A 22,449-nucleotide genomic window follows, 5' to 3' on the forward strand; every position below is an offset into this window, starting at 1 on the left:
AACTAGGGAGTAAGGCATGGGACGTCCTGCGATCGTTCTGCTGAGTGGCGGTCTGGACTCGACCACGGTTCTGGCCATCGCGAAGGACCAGGGCTACACGCCGTACGCCCTCAGCTTCCGCTACGGCCAGCGCCACAGCGTGGAACTCGAGGCCGCCAAGCGCGTCGTCGAGGCCCAGGGCGCTGCCCGGCACGTCATTGCTGACATTGACCTGCGAGTTTTCGGCGGATCCGCGCTGACCTCCGACATCGACGTACCCAAGCACGACTCCCTGGACCACACCGAGGAAGGCGGCGTGCCGATCACTTACGTGCCAGCACGCAACACGATCTTCCTCTCGTTTGCTCTGGCGTACGCCGAAACCGTCAACGCCAGTGACATCTTCACCGGTGTGACTGCTGTCGACTACAGCGGCTACCCGGACTGCCGCCCCGAGTACATCGACGCCTACGCGAAGATGGCCAACCTGGCGACCCGCGCCGGCGTCGAGGGAACCCAACAGCTCAAGATCCACTCACCGCTCATGGAAATGTCGAAGGCAGACATCGTGCGCGAGGGCTTGCGCCTGGGGGTGGATTACTCCATCACCTCCAGCTGCTACGACCCCGACGAACAGGGACGTGCCTGCGGTCACTGCGAGACCTGCCTGCTGCGCCTGAAGGGCTTCGCCGAGGCAGGTTCCACCGATCCCGTGCAGTACCAGGGCGCCTGAAAATGACCTATCTGGTCAAGGAAATCTTCTACACCCTCCAAGGCGAGGGCAGCCATGCAGGCCGCCCGGCAGTCTTCTGCCGTTTCTCACGCTGTAACTTGTGGACAGGGCTGGAGAAGGACCGCCACCGCGCCATCTGCCAGTTCTGCGACACCGACTTCGTGGGCACCGACGGCGAAGGCGGCGGTCGATTCGCCACGCCCGAGGATCTCGCTGAAGCTGTCGAAAAGGCTTGGCCTTCGGAGTCGACCGAGTATCGCTTCGTCGTGTGCACGGGAGGCGAGCCGCTCCTTCAACTTGATGAAGCAGCCATCGAGGCCCTTCATGCCAGAGGCTTTGAGGTCGCTGTCGAGACGAACGGCACACGCGTACCGCCGTCGGGAATCGACTGGCTGTGCGTAAGCCCCAAGATCGGCTCCGAACTCGTGGTCACCAAGGGCGACGAGTTGAAACTGGTCTACCCCCAACTGGGAGGAGACCCTGCCCAGTTTGAGGGGTTGGACTTCAGCTTCTTCCGCCTTCAAGCAATGGATGGCCCTGACTTGGAGGCCAACACCCGTGCAGTGGTCGACTACTGCATGAAGAACCCGCGCTGGATCCTCTCTCTCCAGACGCACAAGTATCTGGGAATTCAGTAAATGGAAATCTTTCGCGAGTTCACGTTCGAAGCGGCACACCGTCTGCCGAACGTCCCCGAGGGCCACAAGTGCTCCCGGCTGCACGGCCACTCCTACAAGGTGATCGTTCACGTCGAGGCGCCAGTTGACCCCGAGGCTGGCTGGGTCATGGACTTCGGCGACCTCAAGCGGACGTTCAAGCCGATCGAGGCACAGCTTGACCACTACTACCTGAACGACATTGAGGGCCTAGAGAACCCGACCAGCGAAGTCTTGGCCCGCTGGATCTGGGAGCGCCTCCAGCCCAACTTGCCGGGGCTCTCGGCTCTGACGGTTCGAGAGACGTGCACGTCGGGCTGCACGTACCGGGGCGAGTGAGCATGCACGACATCCAGAACGAGACCGACGACCGAGGGATCGAACTCGACAGGGTCGGTATCGACGGTGTCCGTTACCCCGTGAGCTTTGAGGATGGCGACCTCCGCCAGGAGGGCATCGCGGACTTCGAGGTGACGGTGCGCCTCCAGCACAACCGACGCGGCACGCATATGAGCCGCATGGTTGCCCTTGTCCACGGGCACTTGCAGAGGTTCGACCCTCGGAAGTTGCCGACTGTTCTGAAGACAGGTGCGGATCTTCTGGACGCGCCCGCCATCACCGTAGCGATGGCGATGCCTATCAGCACCACCGTGGTTGCTCCTGCAAGTGGGCGTGAATCGAAGCAGGTCCACGACATCCGTATCGAAGGACACTGGGACAACGGCGGCATAACTGTGACGACGGCCGTCACCACGGAGGTCACAAGCCTCTGCCCGTGCTCGAAGGCGATCTCCGACTACGGCGCCCATAATCAGCGCAGCCAGGTAACGCTCGCTGTGAGCGGCCACGGTGACAGCCCCTACCCACTGCCGGTTCACAGCGCCCTCCGATTGCTGTCGTCCTCCGCATCGGCGCCGGTGGTGCCCCTGGTGAAGCGCGCCGATGAACGTGTCCTGACCATGCAGGCATACGACAACCCGGTGTTCGTCGAGGACATGGCCCGCACCATCAGCATCGCCTGCCGCGAGCGGGGCCTGCAGCACACGGTGCGCATCCGCAACCTGGAAAGCATCCACAGCCACGACGCCATCGCCTACGTCACAAACTAGTCCTCGCCTCACCCCAGATTGATTCCCTCAGCACTCTGGCCCGCCCCTCGCACACCGCGACCAAGGACGGGCCAGTTGCATGCACACCCACCCTCAAGGGCACACCACTTCGAAGCGTCCCCTCTCGTCGACGTGTGCCTTAAAAGAGCGTTTCGTCCCGGCGAGGTTGTCTGGTTCGAAGTTCAGGTGTAGCGCCAGTTTGGGGTGGATTCGCGAGTGAGTCTGCGGCTTATGAGGTCAATCATCGCGACGTGGATTATGGCTTCGGAACGGTTGGGGGGGTGGGTTTCGTAGTCGCGGGCCAGCCGACGGTGATACATCAGCCAGCCGAAGGTCCGCTCGACGACCCAGCGTCGAGGGATCACCTTGAAGCCTTGGATGCGCGGGGCGCGTTGGATGACTTCTACGTCGATGCCGAGGCGGGCGCCGTGGTCGATGGCTTTGGTGCGGTAGCCGGCCCATGCTTTGGTCACGCGAGGGTGAGTGGCGGCGATGTGGGACATCAGGTGCATGCCGCCGACGTTGTCGGAGACGCTCGCTGCGGTGACCCAGACAGCCAGGAGTAGGCCGAGGGTGTCCACCCCGATATGGCGCTTGCGACCTGCGATCTTCTTGCCGGCATCGATGCCCTGACCGGCCGCAGGCACGTTCGCGGAGGTCTTCACGCTCTGTGTGTCCAGCACGCATGCAGTTGGCTCGGCGTCGCGGCCCTCGGCCTCCCGGTCCAGGCGCCGTAGGAGACCGTTGAGTTGGCCGAAGACGCCTTCTTTTTGCCAGGCGGCGAAGTAGCCGTAGATCATCTCCCACGGCGCGAAGTCGTGGGGCAGGTACCGCCAGGCAATGCCGGTGCGGTCGACGTAGAGGATGGCGTCCATGATGCGGCGCAGGTCATGCTCAGGCGGGCGGCCGATGTCGAGACCCTTGCCTCTTCGCTCGGCCCGCCAGGTGGAAAGTGTGGGCCCGATCAGTTCCCATCGCGCGTCGGACAGGTCGCCAAGCGGAGGCGCGTTGGGATCAGACAGGAGTCACCGATAGAAGTCGGGCCTTCGACCGATGGCACCCGTCCCATACACCGCGCCCGTCTCATCTGTCTCACCCGTTCCTCGGCAACTCACCCCCTGAAGCGCCACCAAACAACCTCCCCGGGACGAAACGCTCTTTGATGGGGTCGGTGATCGGGGAGTTGGAGGCGCGGGAGGCGACGGCCCGGGCCCGGGCGGTCGCCGCCGTCCTCGACGAGTGACGCAACCACCGGGGCCGCACCGTGCCGGGGGCCGAGCGGGACGGGCCGCCCACCGACTAGCATCGCCGAGTTCGTGCCACCCACCGGCCCGGGCATCGCGGCGCGGCGTACAGGGGAGCTGACACGGCATGAGAACGAAGAGCACAGCGGCGTGGGCGGTAGCGGCGCTGATGCTCGGCACAGCCGTCGGCGGCTGCGCCGAGCAATCGGACAAGGGACCGTCCGGCAGCAGCGCGAAGCACACGAAGTCCCACCGCGAACCCGAGGACAAGCCTGATTCACGTCTCGTCGAGGACGACGACGAGCACACCGTCCTCGAACTGTCCGACGGCCGGCAGGTGTTGCTCCGCTTCACTCGCCGCGGCCTGGAGGCACAGCATCGCGACGCCTTGGACGACGCCTGGTCCGCCCCAAAGACGGTCTATGAGACCGGCACCAAACCGTGCCACGGCATCAGGGCAAAGGCGTATCGGGACACCGTGTGGCTCGCGGCCGGCTTCGGCGCGTACTGCAGGGACGGCGAAGAACCGCAAGAGGTGATCGCGGCCGTCGCCACCGGGGACCTCTCCTCCTGGACCACCGACCCGACCAAAAACACCATCGCCTGGCCGAAGGCCCGCATCCGCGACGGTGGCGCCCGAGTGGACTTCGTCGATCCCGGCATGCTGGAAACCACCACGCTGACCTGGCGCAAAGGCTCCGGATTCGCCCAGGTGGCCACGAAGTACAAGCCCATCCACCCCTGGTTCGTGGGCCGGTGGCAAGCCACGGACGGCAGCCAGCAGCTGACCCTCCACCAGGTCAAGCCGGGCAGACGCGCACGCGTGGTCATCGAGTCCCGCACCGGCCCGCGATGCAAGGGCAACGCCGTCGTCTCCGGCATCGACCAGCACGACCTGTCCCTGAGCAACTTCAAGCTCGAACAGGGCACCAGGACCGTCAACTGCCCGCCAAAAGAGCTCGAGTACTCCTTCGACGTGAAGTCCTCGGACGGCCCGCTGCGCCTCCGCACGATCGGCAACCACCCCAAGACCGTCCTCACCTACGAGCGGGCGGGCTGACGCATGACTGCGCATGAGGGGCGGCGGGCGAGTCGAACCAACGCCGGAAGAGCCCCTGCGGGCGATGCCCTCACCGGCATCCGGTCGCGTCCACCGACATGCCGAAAACGTCGACTGTACTGGTCAGGACGTGGCGGTCGTGGTGCGCATGGGGCAGATGGGCGTAGGGAACGAGGACGGTCTTTTGCACGGTGGGCTCTGCTGTGGGCGGTCGGTCACGGCCAACGGGCACTGCGGTGCGGCGACGCGGTGCGCGAGCGGTGGAGAGCGGAGCGGGGTGCCTAGAGGGCATGGCCCTTTCTGGCCGTCGTGAGGTGATGTTGGTCGACAACCGACCTTGGGACAAGACATTTCAGGTGTAGCTGAGCGCTGTCGTTGGCACGGTTCGCCAACGGGAGCGCTTGCGCAGAAAAAGCGTCAGAGGGATGGGACAGCGGATCATGCCAAGGTGACGTCCATGCCGCCCTCGGCCAGGGTTTCAAGGACTGCGGTGAACAAGTTGGAGGGCTGGCCGCCGGTGTTCGGGGCGTGGGGCAGGTGCTCGCGTGCGGCCTGCGGCCGCGCAGGGGCCACGACGTCTGCCGCACCCTGACTCTCACCGTGCGCTACGCGACCGCAGCACCAGCACACGGACCCGCACCCTGAGCGAGCCCTGCGGCCACTCCCTCACGCTCACCCGCACCGCCTGCGACCTCCACGAGGGCCTGGGCCTGCAGCGGGCCCGGGGAGGGGCGTTGGGGCCTGCGCGCCGATCTCGCCCCCCACCGCCACCGCCCACCATCAGCTGAGCCTGGACACCGGCGACGACCGGGTCCGCCGGCTCGAAGCCGTCAGCGACCAGGCCCGCGCACGCTTTGGTCCACACGCCATCAAGCCCGCCACCCTCGCGCCGCCCACGACCACCTGAACTGACGGCCGAAGGCAGCAAATCAGGCGCCACTCCAGACCTGGGCTTCGGCGCCCGGTCGTGACGCCGACCCTCAGAGCCCCTCTTTGAACCCCCTGTTGATCTCCTACACGCGCCTCGGCAGCGGGAGTAACGGCACCTGAACGGTGGCCCCCTCCCAGGGGTCTGGCTCGTAAGACCCGGTCCGAGGGCGTCCGGGCGGCCGGCCGGGGTAGACGGCTGAGCGGCCCGCCCGTCGGCGCGGCCGAAACCCGGGAGAGGACACGATCAGCGTGAGCGACGCCGAGCACCGCAAGCAGACCCCCGACGGAGCAGCCGAACTTCTGGTGCGCTGCCTGGAGAACGAGGGCGTCGAGGTGGTGTTCGGCGTGCCCGGCGAGGAGAACATCCGTTTCACCAACGCCCTCGCCCGCTCGGAGAAGATCCGCTACGTCCTCACCCGGCACGAGCAGGCCGCATCCTTCATGGCGGAGATGCACGGCCGGCTCACCGGCTCGGCAGGTGTGATGTCCGCGACGCTGGGGCCCGGCGCGATCAACCTGATGCTGGGCGTCGCCGACGCGATGACGAACAGCACGCCCGTCGTCGCGATCACCGCGCAGGTCGGCAAGGAGCGCAACTACAAGGAGTCCCACCAGTTCGTGGACCTGGTGAGCATGTTCGCGCCAGTCACGAAGTGGTCGGCAGGCGTGCCGGCCACCCAGGCCATCCCGGAGATGGTGCGGCGCGCGTTCAAGACCGCGGAGTCCGAGCGACCCGGCGCCGTCTACCTGGCCGTGCCCGAGGACGTCGACGAGGCGACGGACGGCTGGGACCTGCGCCCGCTGCGCAGGGACGTCGTGCAGCCCGAGGCGCCGTCCCCGCAGCAGATCAAGCGGGCGGTGGAGCTGCTGCGCCAGGCCCGCCGGCCGGTGATCCTCGCCGGACACGGCGCGGCGCGCGGCGGCGCCCAAAAGTCGCTGACGGCGTTCGCCACCGCACTGGACGTGTCGACGGCGACCACCTTCCACGGCAAGGGTGTCCTGCCCGACGACCACCCGTGCGCGACCGGCACGTTCGGCTTCATGCGGCGCGACTACACCAACTTCGGGTTCGAGGAGGCCGACGTCGTCATCGCCGTCGGCTACGAGCTACAGGAGTTCGACCCGTCCCGGATCAACCCGGACGGTGACAAGAAGATCGTCCACATCCACCGCTTCCCGGCGGAGGTCGACGACAGCTACTCGGTCGATGTCGGCATCATCGGCGACATCTCCGCCTCCCTCGACGCCCTTGCCACCGAACTCGACGGCCTGCGCTGGAGCATCGACGACAAGGACACCACGGCCACCCGCGCGCTGCTGGCAGGGGAACTCGAGCAGGGCGCCGCGGACGAGCGCTACCCGCTGGCCCCGCAGCGCGTCGTCGCCGACACCCGCGCCGCGCTGGGTCGCGACGACATCGTGCTGGTCGACACCGGCGCGCTGAAGATGTGGATGGCCCGGCTCTACCCGACGTACGCGCCGAACACCTGCCTCATCTCCAACGGCTTGTCCACCATGGGCTTTGCGCTGCCCGGCGCGCTCGCGGTCCAGCTCGCCAGGCCGCAGACGAAGGTGCTGGCGGCGGTCGGCGACGGCTCGTTCCTCATGCACTCCCAGGAGATCGAGACGGCGGTCCGCGAGAACATCCCGCTGACCGTGCTGATCTGGCAGGACAACGGTTATGGGCTCATCAAGTGGAAGATGGACCTGGAGGTCGGAGAGAACTCCAACACCGACTTCGGCAACCCGGACATCGTCCAGTACGCCCGCAGCTTCGGCGCGAAGGGCTACCACATCGCCTCCGCCGGGGACCTGCTGCCGACGCTGCGTGAGGCACTGGCGGACCCGGGCGTGTCGATCATCAACTGCCCGGTGGATTACGCCGAGAACATGAACCTCATCGAGCACCTCGGGCACCTCGACTCGGCGCTGTGACCCGCCCGCGCGGCGCGGCCCGACTCCCGTACGGGCCGTGCTGCCCGGGCCGCTGTCACGCCTCGCGCGCAGCGTCCCGTCCCGAGGTCCGCCCCGGGGGCCGCCCCGGACAGGACTGCGCAAACTCGTGACGTCGCGTGCTGATCAGGCCGCAGTCGTCTCTCCGCATACCTGAGGAGGGGGCAAGGACGTGCTCAGGCAGTGAGCAGCTCGGTGATCTCATCGGCGAGCTTGGGGCCGAGCGAGCCCCAGCCGTCCTTGTAGCCGTAAACGCTCGCCAGGGTGCGGGCGTCGTAGTCGCCGTTGAGGATGTCGATGTCGGTGGGGGTGATGAGCGAGGGATGGGCGACACCGACGGCGCCCGAGACCCTCAGCAACTCCCTGCGCAGGGTGCGCAGGTAGCCCGCGGCCCGGATGGCCTTGGAGGGTGCGTCGATGCCGCGCGTCAGCCACGGGTCCTGGGTGGCGACACCGGTGGGGCATGCATCGGTATGGCACTTCTGCGCCTGGATACAGCCGATCGACAACATCGCCTCACGGCCCACGTTGACCATGTCGACGCCGAGGGCGAACGCGACGACAGCATTCTCGGGCAGGCCCAGCTTGCCGGACCCGATGAAGGTGACGTCATCGGTCAGCCCGCGCTCGGCGAACACGCTGTAGACGCGGGCAAAGCCCATGCGAAACGGCAGCGACACCGAGTCGGCGAAGATCAGGGGAGCAGCCCCGGTGCCGCCCTCGCCCCCGTCGACGGTCACGAAATCGACCCCCCGATCACCCCGCTCCATCAAGGTGGCCAGCTCCTCCCAAAAACTCATCTCCCCGACGGCGCTCTTGATCCCGACGGGCAAACCCGTCTGGGTGGCGAGCAGTTCCACAAAGTCGAGCATCGAGTCCACGTCGGTAAACGCGGTGTGCCGCGACGGCGACGCGCAGTCCTTGCCCGCGGGGATGCCGCGGATCGCGGCGATCTCGTCGCTCACCTTCGCACCCGGCAGCATCCCGCCGAGCCCCGGCTTCGCACCCTGCGAGAGCTTGATCTCGATCGCCCTGACGGGCCCGCTCGCGACCACGGACTTCAGCTTGTCGAGGTTGAACCTCCCGTCCTCGTCGCGGCAGCCGAAATACGACGTACCGATCTGCAGGACCAGCTCCCCACCGTTGAGGTGGTAAGGCGACAGACCGCCCTCACCGGTGTTGTGCAGCGTCCCCGCCAGCCCCGCACCCTTGTTCAGCGCCGTGAGGGCCGCGCCGGACAACGAGCCAAAACTCATCGCCGAGATGTTGACGACACTGGCCGGACGGAACGCCTTCGCGCGGCCTCGTGGTCCGCCCAGCACCTTGGCCGAGGGCAACGGCGCCTGCGCGTCGCGCCCATCGGGCAGCCGACCGGCGAACGTGCGCTGCTTCACATACGCGTGACCCTGCACATGCTCGACATCATTGTCGGTACCGAACCCGAAGTAGTTGTTCTCCCCCTTCGCCGACGCATAAATCCAGCGGCGCTGATCCCGGCTGAAGGGCCGCTCCTCGTCATTGGACGTCACGACATACTGCCGCAGCTCCGGGCCGATCCTCTCCAGCACATACCTGGCATGCCCCACCACCGGAAAGTTCCTCAGCAGCGCGTGCTTCTTCTGCACCAGATCACGGACGGCCACCAGCCCCAACACCGCGGCCGCTGACGCACCTATATTCCGAACACGCATAAAAACGCTCCTCTCCACAACCGGCCAAACCCCACCACAACCAGCTACCCCACCCCACCCAAAAACCACGACAAGACAGCCACCGCTCACCACCCACCACCACAAGCCAGCAGCACCACAGCAGCCCACAGCCGTTCGGGGCCGGCGGCCGCCCACCCGGAGCCGTGGTCACCGGCCCTGTACGCCACGACCTACTCACCAAAGCCACACCGCCGCGCGCCTTGCCCGGCCCAGCATCACCCCGCGGCGGGCCTGATATCGCACGGCCCGAACTCCTCGAAGGCACATGCACGATCCGGGAAACACTCCAGCACCTCCCCGACGCGGTCCAGCTAGGCGTCTTGCTCCGGATCAGGCGACTTTGTCCCTGTCTTGTCCGTTGGAAGGTGACGCCGCGACGGCGAGCAGGCACCGTAACGCCCCGCGGCCGACGCAGATGACACGGCCGTAAACGCGCCGCACGTAGGCGGCGAGTTCGCGGATGGACCAGCGAGTGAAGGGCCGGCCGAGCTTGGTCAGGCGAGTGGTCGCCCTCACCAGCGGTCTTCAGGATGATCACCGATCCGTAGGTGTCGGTGATCCGGTCACCTTCTCCCAGTGGCCATCGCGGCATTCATGCGTCGGCACGTTCCGCTGGAAGAAGTACCTGCCGCCGCCTTCAGGGCACGTACTCCCGACGTGGGGCGGCTCCCAGATGATGTGCACCCAGTGGCCCTTGTGGCACCGGAACTGCTCATCCTCGCGATCCCGCCCCCACCCCGCTTCCTCTTTGCAGCGCGCGCCCCTCGCCACACCTTCCTGTCCACCGACGTTGAAGGCTGAGCCCAGGGACGAGCTGGCACCCGCACCGCGACCGTCCCCCGTGGGTGCCGGGATCACACTGGTATAGGGGTCGGGAGAGCCTCCTTGCGTCGAAGTGCCGCATCCGGCAAACGCCATGACTGCGATCGATACCGCAGCAAGGGATGGAGTCAAGCGACTTGGCATGCCCGGACCCTAGCTTCCCGCCGCGAGCCTGGCACTGCTGGTGCTGCAAGACGCCTCTGGCATCAGGGGGCGCGCGTCGGGGAGCCTTTGGATGGCTGTGTATGTCAGCCGGAACACCCTGCGTCGCGCCGGCTTTCATCTCCTGCGTAAACGGGTTCTCCTCGCCTGGCCTCCCGGCGCTCGTCCTGTCAGCTTCTTGCTCCTACAGCGCCGTCTGGTACCGCACTTCAGGGACGGACACCCCGTCGTAGTCATCAACCTGGACAGCGCCATCAGCGACATAGCCAGCTCGTTCGTAGAACCGCCGGGCCCCGGAGTTGTCCGTGAGGACCCACAACAGCACCAGGTCAAAGCCGTCGGCGCGAGCGTGAGCGTGCACGGCGTCAAGCAAGATGCGACCGATTCCGGACCCAGTGAGTGAGGGTTGAACGTACAGAGCGTAAAGCTCACCCCTAGTCGCACTCGTTCCACCGCCACCAAGGGGCCCGAGGCACGCCCAGCCCACGACTCGTCCACGGGGATCGACCGCTACCAGGTTAGTTGCGCCCTCCTTTGCCCCCTTGAAGTGCTGTCGGAGCTGCTGAATATCCGCCTCGACCGTCATGTCATCAAGGAAGGACCGGGGCACGATTCCGGCGTACGCGGACTTCCAGCCGGTCACCCGTATCGCCGCGACAGCCGGAACATCGGATTCCGTCATAGCTCGTACAGTCAACATCACCGCACCGTACGAGACTTGCCACCAGAACTGCCCGGGAATTACGAATGCTCGGACGCAGCGACTACCCAACGTGCGCGCCCCAGGAACTCGCCCAGAGCCCCAACTCACGTTCATAGCGACCTTGGGTGAAGGACACGTTCTCAGAAGATCTGAACAGAAGGACTTGCCAGGGAAAGCCATGAACGTGTGGTCCATCGCCATGGCGGAGCACCACGACCAGAACATGCTCTCGGGCATCATCCCTGCCGCGTTCTCCACCGGCAGCTTCCTCGGCGGCCTCATCTACGGCAGCCGCACCTGGAATGACACCACCACCAGGCGACTGATCATCGCCACAGGCGCCTTTCTGACCGGGTGGCTCCCGCTCTTGGCCCTTCCGGGCCCGTATGCGGCCATCGCCGCGGTCACAGTGCCCGGTGCGTTTCTGAGCATCGTGGTCGCCTGCGCCTACGTCACCACCAGCGCCCTCACTCCCGCGGGCCGCACCGCAGAGGCGTACGCATGGCTCATCCTCGCGATCGGCGCCAGACAGTCCGCCGGCGCCGCCCTCGCCGGACGCCTCCCGAAACTCCGTACTCCCGAGGCAGCGGGCCGCTGGACCTGGCTCCTGGTCGTCGCTCACACCCAACTGCGGCTCCCCCGGCCCCTCGCCGCCCGGACCTCCACCGGCCCTGGGAGAAGCCGTGATGGACATCCTCGACCGGGACGGCCGGTGAGCGTGAGCTGCACGAGATTGCGCGTCTACCTCCTCGCTCCTTGATAGTCGGCGCGGCCCGTGCAACCGGCGGGCCGTCCCGGCTCTTTGGAGGTCCTGTGTTCCCCGCCTGCGGCGCCCTGCGCTCCGTCCGCCCCTCGGAGTGAGAGGCCCGTTCCATGCCGTCGCTCATCGACCTGCCCGATTTGGTCACCGCGCTGGTCGGCAGGGCGGTGCTGACCGGCACCGGGGTCACCTGGCAACGACTACGCACCCGCCGTACTCCTGAACTCGGCGCCCCGTCGCAGGCGCCACGCCAGCTGCGCCGTTACACCCTGCTGCGCACTACCGGAGTGGACGGCACTCCAGACCGGTACGAGACCACCCGGCCGCCCGGCACCGTCATCACCCACCGGGTAAGCGGTCTCCCGCAGCGCTTCGAGCTGACCGACGCACCCCTCGGCGACGGCACCTACGCCGCCGAGCCGCTCGACCCCCTGTAGGAACAACCTGGCCCCAGAGGTCCGTTGCCTGTGCCCCGCCCCGCTCATCCCATGGGCCGGGGCGCAGCAGCATCCACGGCGACGCGGTGAGCAGGGCGGGGTGGCTCCGTGGTGTCGCCTCTTCCGGTGGTCGTGTTCCCACCTCTGGCACGCTCCTCTACGAGAGCTCATGCACCAGGTCGGCTGCCCCCTCGAGTGCCCGTGACGATGCGCGGGCCGCAGCGTTGGAAACGTCACCGCGTAGATGGACTCCGTCCCCCACGGATACGCGGGTGAGGCCCTGTCCCGGCGCAGCAGCGCAAGGGCAGGGCCTCGCGCCTCGTGGTGCCAGGAAGTCCAAACAGGGGCACCGGTGTGGCGGCTTGGCGGCTCCATCGACCCTTGCGACCATGTCCCCAGAGGCAGCGGGTGCTGGTTGCGGGCCGATCGCGCCTGCCTGCCGCCTGGCGATAGTCGGGTTGCACCTTACGAGGTTCCATGCCCCTCAACGAGTTCGTCGAGGTGTACTGCGCCATCGCAGGCTTGATCATCGCCATCCTCACCTTCCTGCACGGCCGTGGCGATGGCGGTGACGACTGACCCTGCCCAGTCCCCCGCTGCGTGTCCCTCGGCGCACAGCGGGGCCTGATAACAGGACCATGCGCCTTGTGAGTCAGGTACGCAACGAGCCGGATACCGGGGACGGTGCACGCTCAGCCAGCAGGGATGGACAAGTTGATCGAGTTGGCCAGCACGCTCATCTCGGGGTGCTCATCGCCGTCCTCGCGGCATCGCTGACCAACCGCTCCCGCAACCGTGCGGCCGCCGCTCGACGGTCCCCGTCGGCGTATGGATCGACATCCTCCGCCAGCTCATCCGGCCCCTCGTCACCGTGCTCATCGCCGTCAACGTAGAACGACGCACGGTGCGGATCTACGACATCCAACGTCGCCGCCGCTGACACTAGAAGGCCCCTGCACCCGCGATGCGGGGGCTTCGGCACGCAATCACTTGACGGATACGCGCACGGAGCAGTCCGAATGATGGATGCCGTGGCTCCATGCGCCCCCTCATGCACCGTGCACTGTAGAGATGCCGCGCTATCCGGCCGTACCAGGGGGAAGGGAAATCACACGGCAACACGCCGAAGCCCTCCGGTGCAGGACAACGGCTTCCCAACCAGTCTGCACCAGAGGGCCATACCGACCAGGCGAACCCAGAAGGAGAAGTACGTGACCGTACCTCAGTGTGTGAATGCCCCCGACGACGGCTGGACACACGGCGCGAATGAGTGGCACGTAATCGTGATCACCGTGACCATCGCAGTGATCGTGCTCGCATGCGCCGGAGTGACCCCTGAGTGGATCGCCGCCGCCACGGCGCTGGCAGGCGTGACGACCCGAGCAGCCGAGAAGTAGATCAAGGCAACGTCCCCTCTCAGATGGGAGGGGACGTCGCGATCAGCCGGAAGGCCGAGGGACTCTGGCAGCGTCGCAAGGAGCAACCCCATGGCCTGGGTTGATCGCGAACACATCCGGACGCTTGAGCAGGACCACCGCTACACGCGTCTTCTCAGCCTCACCCGGCGGCTCCTGGAGGAACGGATGCCCAGAGGGGGCACGAGGCCTGGGACCGCTGTCCGGCTACCCCGCGCCGGACCAGAACGGCTATCTCTTACGGGAGCCGCCCTCGGCAACGCCTGGGCTGCAGGGGCTCACCTCCACCGAGCATCGGGATCGAACGTCACTGCGCTGTCCCGTATCTCCACCCCGGGCACACTCGTATCCCCGTGTCCGGGCAGCGCACGCATACTTCTGAAATCAGCAGCCATGAGGAGAGCAGCCGGGACGTTCTCCACCTCTTTCCCTCCGGGATCGAGCGGGGATGCGCGGTAGTAGCGCCTGGCGTACTCGATCAGTGCGTGGGGGTCCAGCACCTCGCACTCGAACTCCACCGTGATCATGACGCGCTGCGGGCTTTCTTCGCCGCCGTCCATGGCACACCGCTTTCTTGTCATGAAGGCGGGCGCCCCCTGGCGCCGCCGCCGCTTCCGTTCAACGGAATCAGGGTCTGCAGGCGAGCGCCCCTGACCCAGGCTCCCAGCAGGTCGCGATGGAGGGCCACGATGTCCTGGCGCAGCGCCTGGCCGAGGGCGTCCTTGGTGAACGAGCGGCCGGTGGTGACGAACAGGGCGACATCCGCCCGGTGCTCGAGGCGGGCGGTGCCGACGAACTTCTGCATGTCCGGCGAGGACACACTGCGCTGCGGCGCGTATTTCTTGCACTGGGCAACAAGTTTGCGGCCGTCCGGGAGATAGCCGATGACGTCGGCGCCCAGGTCGCCGCTCTTGCCGCTGACGACGACCTGCGTGCAGCCGTCCCGCCGGCACAGATCGGCGACGTAGCGCTCGAACTCCTGCCAGGACAGCGCGTCGACCTCCGTCATCGACAGCTCCCGCGCCTTCGCCTCCTCCTGTGCCCGCCACAGCCGGTCGCGCCCGACCGCGAGCCGGTGCGCCCGCCACAGGCCCCACCCGGCCCCGCCCGCCACCGTGATGGCGAGCCCCCACACCAGGACGGGCCACACGCTCGCCCAGTTGCCCGCCACCCCCACCGCAGCGACGACCGCCGCCACCGCACCCCAGCCCTGCACGTGCCGGCGCGAACGCTTCCTCATCCGCCGACGCCGTCGTCGTGCCGCCATCACTCCCCCACTCCCCGTGCCCCTGGTCCGCAGTGTGGAAGGCCTGTCCGGCCCCGGCAAGAGGGCCCGACTCCCCCACCGGGCGCTGCGGCCAAGCTCATTGGTCCTCGCACCGGATCGGGTAGGAAACCGTTGGCCTCGGTGCGGGTTTCGGATCCTCCTGGCCCTCGAAGCGCACCGGGTACGTAGCCGTGCCGCGGGTCTGGCCCCGAACCCCCGCTGCCGGACGCACCGCTCGTCCCGCCGTAACCCGCGATCACGATCCCCAACAGGACCAGAATCGACAGGTCCCGCCGCGCGCCCGGCGCCCACCGGAAGTACCGGCGCACCTTCCCGCCGCCGCGCTCGTCTTGCCGATCCACATCCGGCACTGGATGTGTGTCCTCTGGCGGACGATCTTCACTGATTGCCAAGTGAGCTTGACCGCCGCGGCGAGAGGCGGTGCGTTTCACCGTGGCCGCGCGTTGGTCGACGTTCGACGGTTTCCGCCCGGGCGCTGGGGGTCGTAGTGGAGCATGGCGGGCGGCGTTCAGCCTGGGCGCCGCGCTCTGATGGACACAGCGGAGGGGACCGTATGACAGGCGGGGCTTTCACCAGTGTCTCCGGCACGTACGAGCTGGTCAGCAGTGAGGGGTACGAGAAGTACCTGGAGTCGATCGAGGTCAACGCGTCAACGCGGGCAGTGCTCGCGGCGGATCCGCAGACGGTGAAGATCGTGCAGGAGGGCGACGTCTACACGCTGCGGAGCGCCGTCGCCGCCAAGGAGTTCGTCCTGCGGTTCACCTCGGCCAGGAGTTCGTCTCGGACTTCGGGTACGGCGACGATCGCCGGGCCAAGGGGATAGCGCGCCGCGACTTCAACCATGTCATCCTGCAGCGCAAGGGCGGCAACTCCGAGACCACGGTCATCTACAGCGCCGACGAAGAGGGCCTCGACGTGCAGTTCACCGACCCGAACGCCGTCACCGCCAAGCGGCGCTACAAGCGCCAGCCCTGACCAAAGAGCACCGGCGATGGGCCGCGGCACCCTGCCGGAGCCCATCGCCGTACACCGCCAGGGCAACCGCACCGCCCCCACCGGTCAAGATCACTTGGCATACGGTCAAGATCGCCCGCCAGAGGGCAATGAGGGGCCGAGCGGCAGTCCGGACAGGGTACCTGGGCAGCTCACGGGGCGGCTCCCATCGTGCGGGCGACGAAGCGGGCGTGTCCCTCCCCCACCGTGTTCCTTCCGCGCGCCCTTGTCCTGGCTCCGGAGATCAAGCAGCACAGATCCAGATCGGCCAAGGAGCGAATGAAGTTGCATTCGGCCATGCCTACGCCCGCCCGATGGACCTGGCGAGCACTCATCCACTCCATCAGCATGGCCGCTGCCTTCTGCACCAGCCAGGGTGAGCGGTAGTCGGCCCGCAGCTGCCGTCCGCCGATCGCACGGTGCCACGTTTCATCGAGAGCCCGGCGAGACGAACCGCGAGCCGCCGCAACCATCTACGTATGGAGTCAGGTCACCCACAGCGAACGCATGCTGCACCCCGCCTGAACTCAAGCGAGCCCGCTAAGCCCACCGATTCACCGACTCACCGCTGAGGCCTTGGTCACCCCGTGATCATGTGATGGCCAGTCAGCGGCTCGGCAGTGATGGGGAACGGGGCCGGAGAAGCCGCGAACGTCCGCGGGTGCTAGCTTCCTTCCCCGTGATGATGTACCAGGACGAGACCAGGGCGGCCTACGACGGGGTCGTCGAGCTGTATGCGTCGCTGTTCGCCAACCAGCTGGAGACGCAGCCGTTCGCACGGAACATGATCGGCACCTTCGCCGAGCTCGTGCGCGAGACGGGGAATCTGCGGGCCGCCGATGTCGGGTGCGGACCCGGCCATCTGACAGCCATGCTGCACGGCTTGGGGCTGGACGCCTTTGGGCTCGACCTCTCCCCTGCCATGGTCGACCACGCCCGGCGGGCCCATCCCACGCTGCGGTTCGACGAGGCACGCATGGAGGCCCTGCCGGTCGAGAACGGCGCCCTCGGCGGAGTACTGGCCCACTATTCGATGATCCATACCCCGCCTGGGGAATTGCCCGCGCTGCTTGCCGAGCAGGTCCGGGTCCTGGCACCAGGAGGTCTGCTCCTGGTGTCGTTCTTCGGGACCGAGGGACCGGAGCCGGTGGGCTTCGACCACAAGGTGGCGCCCGCCTACAGCTGGCCGGTGGACCGATTCGCCGAGCTGCTGGCCGGAGCCGGGCTCGTCACGGCTGCCCGGCTAGTCCATGACCCGGCCTCCGAACGGGGCTTCCTCGACACCCACTTGCTGGCTCGCCGCCCCTAGCACCTGCTCCGTGGTCTCAGGGATGGCGAGCGATGATCGCTGAAGGTGCGCGGGCAGCAGGCAGCCTCGTCGGCAGAGCAGGTTGTCAGAGGCGCTAACAAAGCCGTTGGACGTGGCGGTGTGTGATCAGGCAGACCGCGAGGCCGAGGAAGGCTTCGTGGATGTCGTCGCGGCGTTCCCAGCGGATGCGCAGGCGGCGAAAGATGTGCAGCCAGGCGATGGTGCGCTCGACGACGTACCGGAAGATGCCCAGGCCCGTGCCGTGCTGCTCACCTCGTTTCGCGACCACCGGGCGGATCCCGCGCTGCCAGAGCAGACGGCGGTACATGTCGTGGTCGTAACCGCGGTCGGCCAGCAGCGCGTCTGGGCGCCGGCGTGGTCCAGCTCGAAGGCGATCCGGGCCTGGCTGCGGCGCCGGGGCATCGCGCACACCATCCCCGAACGAGCCGACCAGGTCCGCAACCGGGCCCGGCGCGGCAGCCTCGGCGGGCGCCCGCCCGTCGTCGACCGCGAGACCTATAAGCAGCGCAACATCGTGGAACGATGCTTCAACCGCTTGAAGCAGTGGCGCGGCATCGCGACCCGCTACGACAAGACCGCCGAGTCCTACCAGGCAGCCGTAACCCTCGCCTCTCTGCTGATGTGGGCGTGACATTTGACGACACTCCCTAGGACAGCGGGACGGCAGTGGCACGAAGCTGGTGGAAGGCCTCAAAGCCCAGAAATTCCTACCCAATGCCCTGTACGCCGGAGCGAGCAACGCCTACTTTCCCGACCTGTGCCTCGGGCATGGCTGCACGAGCTGGGCATGGGCTACGGCCCTTGCGCTGGCCGACGACTTCTTCCAGCGCACCGGGACCGCGGCCATCTACGAGGACGTGCGCACGCGGCTGACACGGTGAAGCGCTGCGGCGGCGGCTCCGTACGAAGCGAGCTCCTCCATACAAGGATTCAGGCGATGGTCACAGCCGAGCGTCAGCCTTGTTCGTCGGCCTCACGCCGGTCCTGCCGTGCCCTGCAGGCCGCGCCGCGTGCGTCGTAGCCTCGTCTCTCCGTCCCTCGTCCCCCGGCCCCCGCGCACCGCGCTTGGCACCTGAAGGCGACCCCTCTTCCCTCCCTCACGGCAGGCGCGGCGTCACTTCGCAGCGCGTTTTACCCGCACTGGCTCACGGCGGAGAAGTTCTTCGGCGGTGCAGCCGAAATCAGGATCTTCCACCAGGCAGAGATTGAGTCCTTGCTCGTCCCGCATGACCTGAGCCGACAAAAGACAGGAGTCCTTCGGAGACTCGATGGTCAGGGAGACGGAGTCGCCGCTGGTGAGCGCTTTGTCCTCGAAGGAGGAACCCGCCTCGTCGGGCGCGCTGAAGAAGCTCCAGTTTCCGGTTGCAGCGTCCGGGCACGAGGTGCCTCCCAACATTGCACTGTTCAGGCTTTCCCCCGTCATACCCCGGTCCGCCTGCAAGCGAAGAAGGGCGCCACCCGGGCTGCTCCACTCGCCCGCAAGCTCCGACTGATCAATGCGAGCCGCCCTTCCACCTGCATCAGCGCAAGCAACGCAGGCCCACGCCAAAGCGGCAACCAGAGCTGACCACCGTCTGACTGAAGTGCTCATCCACATCCCCGCCCCACACTCGATGCACACGTTCAGAATAGATAGCGGGCTCGGACGATCTCGCAGCGCATGGTTCCTCTCGCCGGGTGATGGGCCCAGGAGTGCCGTCGCACTGCATGCGTCCACCCGGTCAGTTCCTTGACGCCGGCGCGTCCACCGCTGGCTGCGGCGCGCCCCAAATGGTGCCGCCTGGCCTCGATGGGATGGTGCACGCCCCACGGCGTAGACGAGCCGGTGCGATACATCCGCGGCGCGGGCCGTCCCCGATGAAGGTGACCGGTTCGTCGTCCGTGATCGGCTGGTCGGCAACGGCCAGTACGCGAGCGGGCCTGGCGCATGACCCGGTTGGCCTCGCGGCGGCGCTTTGCCGGGTGCGGCCCTGTGGCGCCCGGGACTTGCGGTGGAGGTAGGCGAAAGCGGTCTCGGCGTGGTCCGCGGCGCGCAGCGGGCGCGCATCTCGTCTCGTGGCGGGGGCGTCAGGTCGCGTGGAGCAGCCGAGGGTGGGGGTCGAGGCCGAGGTAGAGGCCCGCTGTCGCGTGGGCGGGGTCGCTGGGCAGGTGCAGCATGTGGCTGGTTCCGTGGCCGCCGAGCCCATGGGCGCGGTGCCCGTTGACAGGCTCGGTGAGTCGGCGCTGGACGAAGGCCACGGTGTCCTGCTGGGCGTCGTGGAGATCATCGACTCCGGTGATGATGTTGAGGAAGGACTCGTGCAGGCGCAGGTCGTTCTGGTCGCGATGACTGAGGGTCTGTGCCTTGTGGAAGTAGGCGTTGCGCCCGTCGTGGATCCGGTAGAACGCGCTGACCAGTAGGAGCAGCCGTTCGTAGGCGTGGCGGTAGGTGGTGTCGTAGAAGCGGCGGGCCGCCGGCTCGTCGACGTCCTTCTGCATGATGCTGGTGAGGGAGGCCGAGGCGAGCAGGCCGCTGTACATGGCCAGGTGGACTCCGGTGGACAGCAGCGGGTCGAGGAAGCAGGCGGCGTCTCCGGCGAGGAAGTATCCGGGTCCGCTGAACTGTTCGGAGACGTAGGAGTAGTCGCTCTCGACCTTCAACTTTGAGCTGAGCCGGGCGTTTTCGAGCAAGCGCACCAGTGTGGGGCAGCGGCTGAGGGCCTGGTGGTAGAGGGCTTCGACGGAACCCGTGGCTCGGCGTGCTTGGTTGAAGGAACGCTTGTCGGTGACAAGGCCGAGGCTGAGAGTGCCGTCGTGCAGGGGAATGGCCCAGAACCAGCCGTCGTCGGGCAGCGAGAAGACGCCGATCGCCCCGGCGGGAGCCCCGGGCAGGGGCGGGGCGTCGCGCCAGTAGCCCCATGCCGCGACGTTGCGGAAAACGTCGTGAAACCTGCGGTGGCGCAACTGGCGGGCGCTGAGCACGCCGGCCCTGCCGCTCGCGTCGATGACGTGCTCAAAGGCCGTGGCGCCGTGTTGCCCTTGGCTGGTCGACCAGGTGGCGGTGGCGGCCCGCTCGCCAGCCCACTCCACGCGGCCTACGGTGACTCCTTCGCGCACGTCGACGCCCTGACGTCGGGCGTGCTGGAGGAGTAGGTGGTCGAACTCCGAGCGGACGACCTGGAAACTGTAGGGAGAGGGCCTGCCCGGCTCGTCGAAACCGAGTGACCACTCCTCGCCGCCCCAGCCGTAGAAGGCGCCCGTCTTGCGGACGAAACCATGGCCTTCGACCAGCTGTCTGGCCCCCATCACGTCGAGGAGCGGCAGCAGGGACGGAAGGAGCGACTCGCCCACGTGGTAGCGGGGGAAGTGCTCCCTCTCCAGGAGCGTGACCTGCAGCCCTTGGCGGGCCAGGAGCGCGGCGGCTGTCGAGCCTGCCGGCCCGCCGCCGATGACCAGGACGTCTGTCGTTTCCCGCACAGAGTGCTCCCTCGACCTGGTCGTGCGGCTGCGGTTAACCACACGTGTCTACCTGTTCACCATAAGTGACAGACTGTTCGCCATGAAGAGTCAAAAGTGGTCACATCCGTCAACGCAGGGTCCGACAACCGGCGTTGGGGAGTGTCGCGAGGGCGCGGACGGGTCCGCCTCCCTGACGATCGGTGTCGAGGAGGAGTACCTACTGGTGGATCCCGTATCCCGGCAGGTGAGCCCCGAGGCCGACAAGGTCGTCGCCGAGGCGGCGACCGAACTGGGCGCATCCGTCACCACGGAGATCACCCAATACCAGGTCGAGATCCGCACCAATCCCCACACCCGCCTGGCGGACCTGGGCGACCAACTGCGCGCCGCACGCCACGCGGTGGCGCGGGCCGCCGCCCGATGCGGGCTGCGCATCATCTCCAGCGGCACACCCGTCCTCGGCCAGGACACCCCCGTGCCCTTGACCCCAGGCCCCCGCTACGCGAAGAGCGCCGCCATCTTCCGCGCCCTGGACGACGAACAAAGCGCCTGCGCCTGCCACGTCCACCTCGGCGTACCCGACCTGACCACCGCCGTGCAGGTGAGCAACCACCTGCGGCCATGGCTCCCCGCCCTCATCGCGCTCACCGCCAACTCGCCCTACTGGGCCGGGCAGGACACCGGATACGCGAGTTGGCGGACCATGACCTGGTGGCGCTGGCCGGTGGCGGGACCACCTCCGTACTTCGCCTCCCGCACCCACTTCGACGACCTGGTCGATCGCCTCATCGCATCGGGCACGGTCATGGACCGCGGCGGCCTCTACTGGGACATCCGCCCGTCCCATCATGTGCCCACCCTGGAGATCCGCGTCGCCGACGCCTGCCCGACCGTGGAGGACACACTGCTGCTCGCCGCAGTCCTGAAAGGCCTGGCCACCCGCGCCCTGGAGGCCGTACACCATGCGCGTCCCGCTCCGCGCCCGCAGCCGGAAATGCTGCGCGCCGCATGCTGGCGAGCGGCGCGCGACGGCCTGTCCGGACAGGCCGTCAACCCGCACACCGGCCGGCTCGCCCCCGCCTCGGCACAGCTCGACCAGCTTCTCGACGCGGCACGCCCGGCCTTGACGGCCACAGGCGACCTTCCGACTCTCCAATCCGCGGAAGCACTACTGCGTGCACAAGGCAACGGTGCCGATCGCCAACGGGCCGCTCACCAGCACGGCCGGGACCTCAACGACGTGGTCGACCACCTGATCCACACCGCCACAACGCCCCGAGTCTGATCCCCTGGGCCACGCGCCCTGCTGGCCGCTCGGAGAACAGGGCAAGGCCAGTGGCGATGTGGTGCGAGATCAGCCCAACCGTCTGCAACCGTTTGCGGTGCACTTGGAGCAGTGCCCTGCTGATGCCCAGGTCTCGGGCCAGTTGGCTGACATAGGTGGGGCCCGTCGTCAGAGCAGCGAGTACACGCATCCGATGTGGCCTGGCGAGGGTCGCCAAGACTTTCGCCAGGCCGTCGCCTGTCAGATCAGCGGTTTCCATAGAACTCCGGACCATCTGCGGGAAACGTAGCGTGCCCAGGTCGGCGGGAGTGCCCGCGGTGCAGATCGGGTGAAGAAGACCCCAAGGCCCTGGACCGGGGTGAGGGGAATGCCCATATTGCTCACCATGCCGTCCTCAGACGCAACCGGTGCTCCCGGTGGGAAACGTGTTCCTCCGGCCC

22 protein-coding genes and 2 pseudogenes are annotated in these 22,449 nt (G+C 67.4%); 14 read left to right on the top strand and 10 right to left on the bottom strand.

Annotation, left to right across the window (positions count from 1 at the left end; all coding sequences use genetic code 11):
• Positions 1-16 precede the first annotated feature (16 nt).
• The 4 genes from queC to ACWD02_RS05175 are packed head-to-tail and all read left to right on the top strand — an operon-like array spanning position 17 to position 2,477.
• On the top strand, positions 17-712 hold the full coding sequence (gene queC, locus ACWD02_RS05160; RefSeq protein WP_451204647.1) for a 7-cyano-7-deazaguanine synthase QueC: 696 nt from the start codon (positions 17-19) through the stop codon (positions 710-712).
• 2 nt (positions 713-714) lie between these two features.
• Entirely contained in the window at positions 715-1,350 is a 636-nt protein-coding gene (gene queE / locus ACWD02_RS05165; RefSeq protein ID WP_451204649.1) for a 7-carboxy-7-deazaguanine synthase, read from the top strand.
• A complete protein-coding gene (queD, locus tag ACWD02_RS05170; RefSeq protein WP_451204651.1) occupies positions 1,351-1,707 on the top strand; it encodes a 6-carboxytetrahydropterin synthase QueD in 357 nt (118 codons plus the stop codon).
• 2 nt (positions 1,708-1,709) lie between these two features.
• A complete protein-coding gene (locus ACWD02_RS05175; protein WP_451204653.1) occupies positions 1,710-2,477 on the top strand; it encodes a GTP cyclohydrolase, FolE2/MptA family in 768 nt (255 codons plus the stop codon).
• 182 nt (positions 2,478-2,659) lie between these two features.
• Here the strand turns inward: ACWD02_RS05175 and ACWD02_RS05180 are convergent, their stop codons facing one another.
• The gene (locus ACWD02_RS05180; RefSeq protein ID WP_451205847.1) at positions 2,660-3,499 is read right to left on the bottom strand and encodes an IS5 family transposase; all 840 of its coding nucleotides are present in this window, start codon (positions 3,497-3,499) and stop codon (positions 2,660-2,662) included.
• A 349-nt stretch (positions 3,500-3,848) separates the two neighbouring features.
• On the opposite strand from ACWD02_RS05180, the gene ACWD02_RS05185 reads away from it, so the two are divergent.
• Positions 3,849-4,781, top strand: coding sequence for a hypothetical protein (locus tag ACWD02_RS05185; protein WP_451204655.1), 933 nt, complete (start codon positions 3,849-3,851; stop codon positions 4,779-4,781).
• A gap of 438 nt (positions 4,782-5,219) precedes the next feature.
• On the opposite strand, the gene ACWD02_RS05190 is transcribed toward ACWD02_RS05185, so the two are convergent.
• Positions 5,220-5,354: a hypothetical protein gene (locus ACWD02_RS05190; protein WP_451204657.1), complete on the bottom strand. Its 135-nt coding sequence runs from the start codon at positions 5,352-5,354 to the stop codon at positions 5,220-5,222.
• Between the two features lie 606 nt (positions 5,355-5,960).
• On the opposite strand from ACWD02_RS05190, the gene ACWD02_RS05195 reads away from it, so the two are divergent.
• Positions 5,961-7,646, top strand: a complete 1,686-nt coding sequence (locus ACWD02_RS05195) for an acetolactate synthase large subunit (protein WP_451204659.1) — start codon at positions 5,961-5,963, stop codon at positions 7,644-7,646.
• Positions 7,647-7,840: 194 nt separating this feature from the next.
• On the opposite strand, the gene ACWD02_RS05200 is transcribed toward ACWD02_RS05195, so the two are convergent.
• Together ACWD02_RS05200 and ACWD02_RS05205 are read right to left on the bottom strand one after the other, a co-directional pair.
• Positions 7,841-9,355, bottom strand: a complete 1,515-nt coding sequence (locus tag ACWD02_RS05200; protein ID WP_451205850.1) for a glutamate synthase-related protein — start codon at positions 9,353-9,355, stop codon at positions 7,841-7,843.
• A 1,189-nt stretch (positions 9,356-10,544) separates the two neighbouring features.
• Complete coding sequence (locus tag ACWD02_RS05205) at positions 10,545-11,345, bottom strand: N-acetyltransferase family protein (protein WP_451204661.1); 801 nt, start codon at positions 11,343-11,345, stop codon at positions 10,545-10,547.
• On the opposite strand from ACWD02_RS05205, the gene ACWD02_RS05210 reads away from it, so the two are divergent.
• The 3 genes from ACWD02_RS05210 to ACWD02_RS05220 all read left to right on the top strand — a co-directional run bounded on the left by ACWD02_RS05210 (position 11,242) and on the right by ACWD02_RS05220 (position 13,657).
• Positions 11,242-11,823, top strand: a complete 582-nt coding sequence (locus ACWD02_RS05210) for a hypothetical protein (RefSeq protein ID WP_451205890.1) — start codon at positions 11,242-11,244, stop codon at positions 11,821-11,823. The two genes, ACWD02_RS05205 and ACWD02_RS05210, sit on opposite strands and share 104 nt — an antisense overlap.
• A 113-nt stretch (positions 11,824-11,936) precedes the next feature.
• Positions 11,937-12,260: a hypothetical protein gene (locus ACWD02_RS05215; protein ID WP_451204663.1), complete on the top strand. Its 324-nt coding sequence runs from the start codon at positions 11,937-11,939 to the stop codon at positions 12,258-12,260.
• Between the two features lie 1,211 nt (positions 12,261-13,471).
• On the top strand, positions 13,472-13,657 hold the full coding sequence (locus tag ACWD02_RS05220) for a hypothetical protein (protein WP_451204665.1): 186 nt from the start codon (positions 13,472-13,474) through the stop codon (positions 13,655-13,657).
• A gap of 296 nt (positions 13,658-13,953) precedes the next feature.
• Here ACWD02_RS05220 and ACWD02_RS05225 read toward each other — a convergent pair whose 3' ends face one another.
• A complete protein-coding gene (locus ACWD02_RS05225) occupies positions 13,954-14,235 on the bottom strand; it encodes a hypothetical protein (protein WP_451204667.1) in 282 nt (93 codons plus the stop codon).
• A 17-nt stretch (positions 14,236-14,252) separates the two neighbouring features.
• Positions 14,253-14,915: a restriction endonuclease gene (locus tag ACWD02_RS05230; protein ID WP_451204669.1), complete on the bottom strand. Its 663-nt coding sequence runs from the start codon at positions 14,913-14,915 to the stop codon at positions 14,253-14,255.
• A 601-nt stretch (positions 14,916-15,516) separates the two neighbouring features.
• Here ACWD02_RS05230 and ACWD02_RS05235 point away from each other — a divergent pair.
• Positions 15,517-15,786, top strand: a complete 270-nt coding sequence (locus ACWD02_RS05235; protein ID WP_451204671.1) for a hypothetical protein — start codon at positions 15,517-15,519, stop codon at positions 15,784-15,786.
• A gap of 849 nt (positions 15,787-16,635) precedes the next feature.
• Positions 16,636-17,265 (top strand): class I SAM-dependent methyltransferase, encoded by a 630-nt coding sequence (locus ACWD02_RS05240; protein ID WP_451204673.1) that lies wholly within the window; start codon positions 16,636-16,638, stop codon positions 17,263-17,265.
• Between the two features lie 94 nt (positions 17,266-17,359).
• Here the strand turns inward: ACWD02_RS05240 and ACWD02_RS05245 are convergent.
• Positions 17,360-17,623: pseudogene (locus ACWD02_RS05245) on the bottom strand (transposase); the annotation flags it as partial.
• Here ACWD02_RS05245 and ACWD02_RS05250 point away from each other — a divergent pair.
• Together ACWD02_RS05250 and ACWD02_RS05255 are read left to right on the top strand one after the other, a co-directional pair.
• A pseudogene (locus ACWD02_RS05250) lies at positions 17,599-17,917 on the top strand (transposase); the annotation flags it as partial. The pseudogenes ACWD02_RS05245 and ACWD02_RS05250 sit on opposite strands and share 25 nt — an antisense overlap.
• A 49-nt stretch (positions 17,918-17,966) precedes the next feature.
• Positions 17,967-18,167 carry a hypothetical protein gene (locus tag ACWD02_RS05255; protein WP_451204675.1) on the top strand — a complete coding sequence of 67 codons (201 nt, stop codon included), beginning with the start codon at positions 17,967-17,969 and terminating at the stop codon, positions 18,165-18,167.
• 233 nt (positions 18,168-18,400) lie between these two features.
• Here the strand turns inward: ACWD02_RS05255 and ACWD02_RS05260 are convergent, their stop codons facing one another.
• Positions 18,401-18,709 (bottom strand): hypothetical protein, encoded by a 309-nt coding sequence (locus tag ACWD02_RS05260; RefSeq protein WP_451204677.1) that lies wholly within the window; start codon positions 18,707-18,709, stop codon positions 18,401-18,403.
• A gap of 644 nt (positions 18,710-19,353) precedes the next feature.
• Positions 19,354-20,742, bottom strand: coding sequence for an NAD(P)/FAD-dependent oxidoreductase (locus ACWD02_RS05265; protein WP_451204679.1), 1,389 nt, complete (start codon positions 20,740-20,742; stop codon positions 19,354-19,356).
• Positions 20,743-20,824: 82 nt separating this feature from the next.
• Here ACWD02_RS05265 and ACWD02_RS05270 point away from each other — a divergent pair, with 82 nt between their 5' ends.
• The gene (locus ACWD02_RS05270) at positions 20,825-22,009 is read left to right on the top strand and encodes a carboxylate-amine ligase (protein ID WP_451204681.1); all 1,185 of its coding nucleotides are present in this window, start codon (positions 20,825-20,827) and stop codon (positions 22,007-22,009) included.
• Here ACWD02_RS05270 and ACWD02_RS05275 read toward each other — a convergent pair.
• The gene (locus tag ACWD02_RS05275; protein WP_451204683.1) at positions 21,957-22,283 is read right to left on the bottom strand and encodes an ArsR/SmtB family transcription factor; all 327 of its coding nucleotides are present in this window, start codon (positions 22,281-22,283) and stop codon (positions 21,957-21,959) included. The genes ACWD02_RS05270 and ACWD02_RS05275 overlap by 53 nt on opposite strands.
• Positions 22,284-22,449: the final 166 nt, after the last annotated feature.

It is taken from the genome of Streptomyces sp. NPDC002853, assembly GCF_053591915.1.

What these genes read in the sequence shown, in the direction of transcription:
- ACWD02_RS05215 (WP_451204663.1), top strand. Translation starts at nt 11,937, where the DNA reads ATGCCGTCGCTCATCGACCTGCCCGATTTGGTCACCGCGCTGGTCGGC.
- ACWD02_RS05270 (WP_451204681.1), top strand. Translation starts at nt 20,825, where the DNA reads ATGAAGAGTCAAAAGTGGTCACATCCGTCAACGCAGGGTCCGACAACC.
- ACWD02_RS05235 (WP_451204671.1), top strand. Translation starts at nt 15,517, where the DNA reads ATGACAGGCGGGGCTTTCACCAGTGTCTCCGGCACGTACGAGCTGGTC.
- ACWD02_RS05225 (WP_451204667.1), bottom strand. Translation starts at nt 14,235, where the DNA reads ATGGACGGCGGCGAAGAAAGCCCGCAGCGCGTCATGATCACGGTGGAG.
- ACWD02_RS05260 (WP_451204677.1), bottom strand. Translation starts at nt 18,709, where the DNA reads ATGACGGGGGAAAGCCTGAACAGTGCAATGTTGGGAGGCACCTCGTGC.
- ACWD02_RS05200 (WP_451205850.1), bottom strand. Translation starts at nt 9,355, where the DNA reads ATGCGTGTTCGGAATATAGGTGCGTCAGCGGCCGCGGTGTTGGGGCTG.
- ACWD02_RS05275 (WP_451204683.1), bottom strand. Translation starts at nt 22,283, where the DNA reads ATGGTCCGGAGTTCTATGGAAACCGCTGATCTGACAGGCGACGGCCTG.
- ACWD02_RS05230 (WP_451204669.1), bottom strand. Translation starts at nt 14,915, where the DNA reads ATGAGGAAGCGTTCGCGCCGGCACGTGCAGGGCTGGGGTGCGGTGGCG.
- ACWD02_RS05175 (WP_451204653.1), top strand. Translation starts at nt 1,710, where the DNA reads ATGCACGACATCCAGAACGAGACCGACGACCGAGGGATCGAACTCGAC.
- queE (WP_451204649.1), top strand. Translation starts at nt 715, where the DNA reads ATGACCTATCTGGTCAAGGAAATCTTCTACACCCTCCAAGGCGAGGGC.
- queD (WP_451204651.1), top strand. Translation starts at nt 1,351, where the DNA reads ATGGAAATCTTTCGCGAGTTCACGTTCGAAGCGGCACACCGTCTGCCG.
- ACWD02_RS05205 (WP_451204661.1), bottom strand. Translation starts at nt 11,345, where the DNA reads ATGAGGCCGCCGAGGAAGCTGCCGGTGGAGAACGCGGCAGGGATGATG.
- ACWD02_RS05185 (WP_451204655.1), top strand. Translation starts at nt 3,849, where the DNA reads ATGAGAACGAAGAGCACAGCGGCGTGGGCGGTAGCGGCGCTGATGCTC.
- queC (WP_451204647.1), top strand. Translation starts at nt 17, where the DNA reads ATGGGACGTCCTGCGATCGTTCTGCTGAGTGGCGGTCTGGACTCGACC.
- ACWD02_RS05210 (WP_451205890.1), top strand. Translation starts at nt 11,242, where the DNA reads ATGAACGTGTGGTCCATCGCCATGGCGGAGCACCACGACCAGAACATG.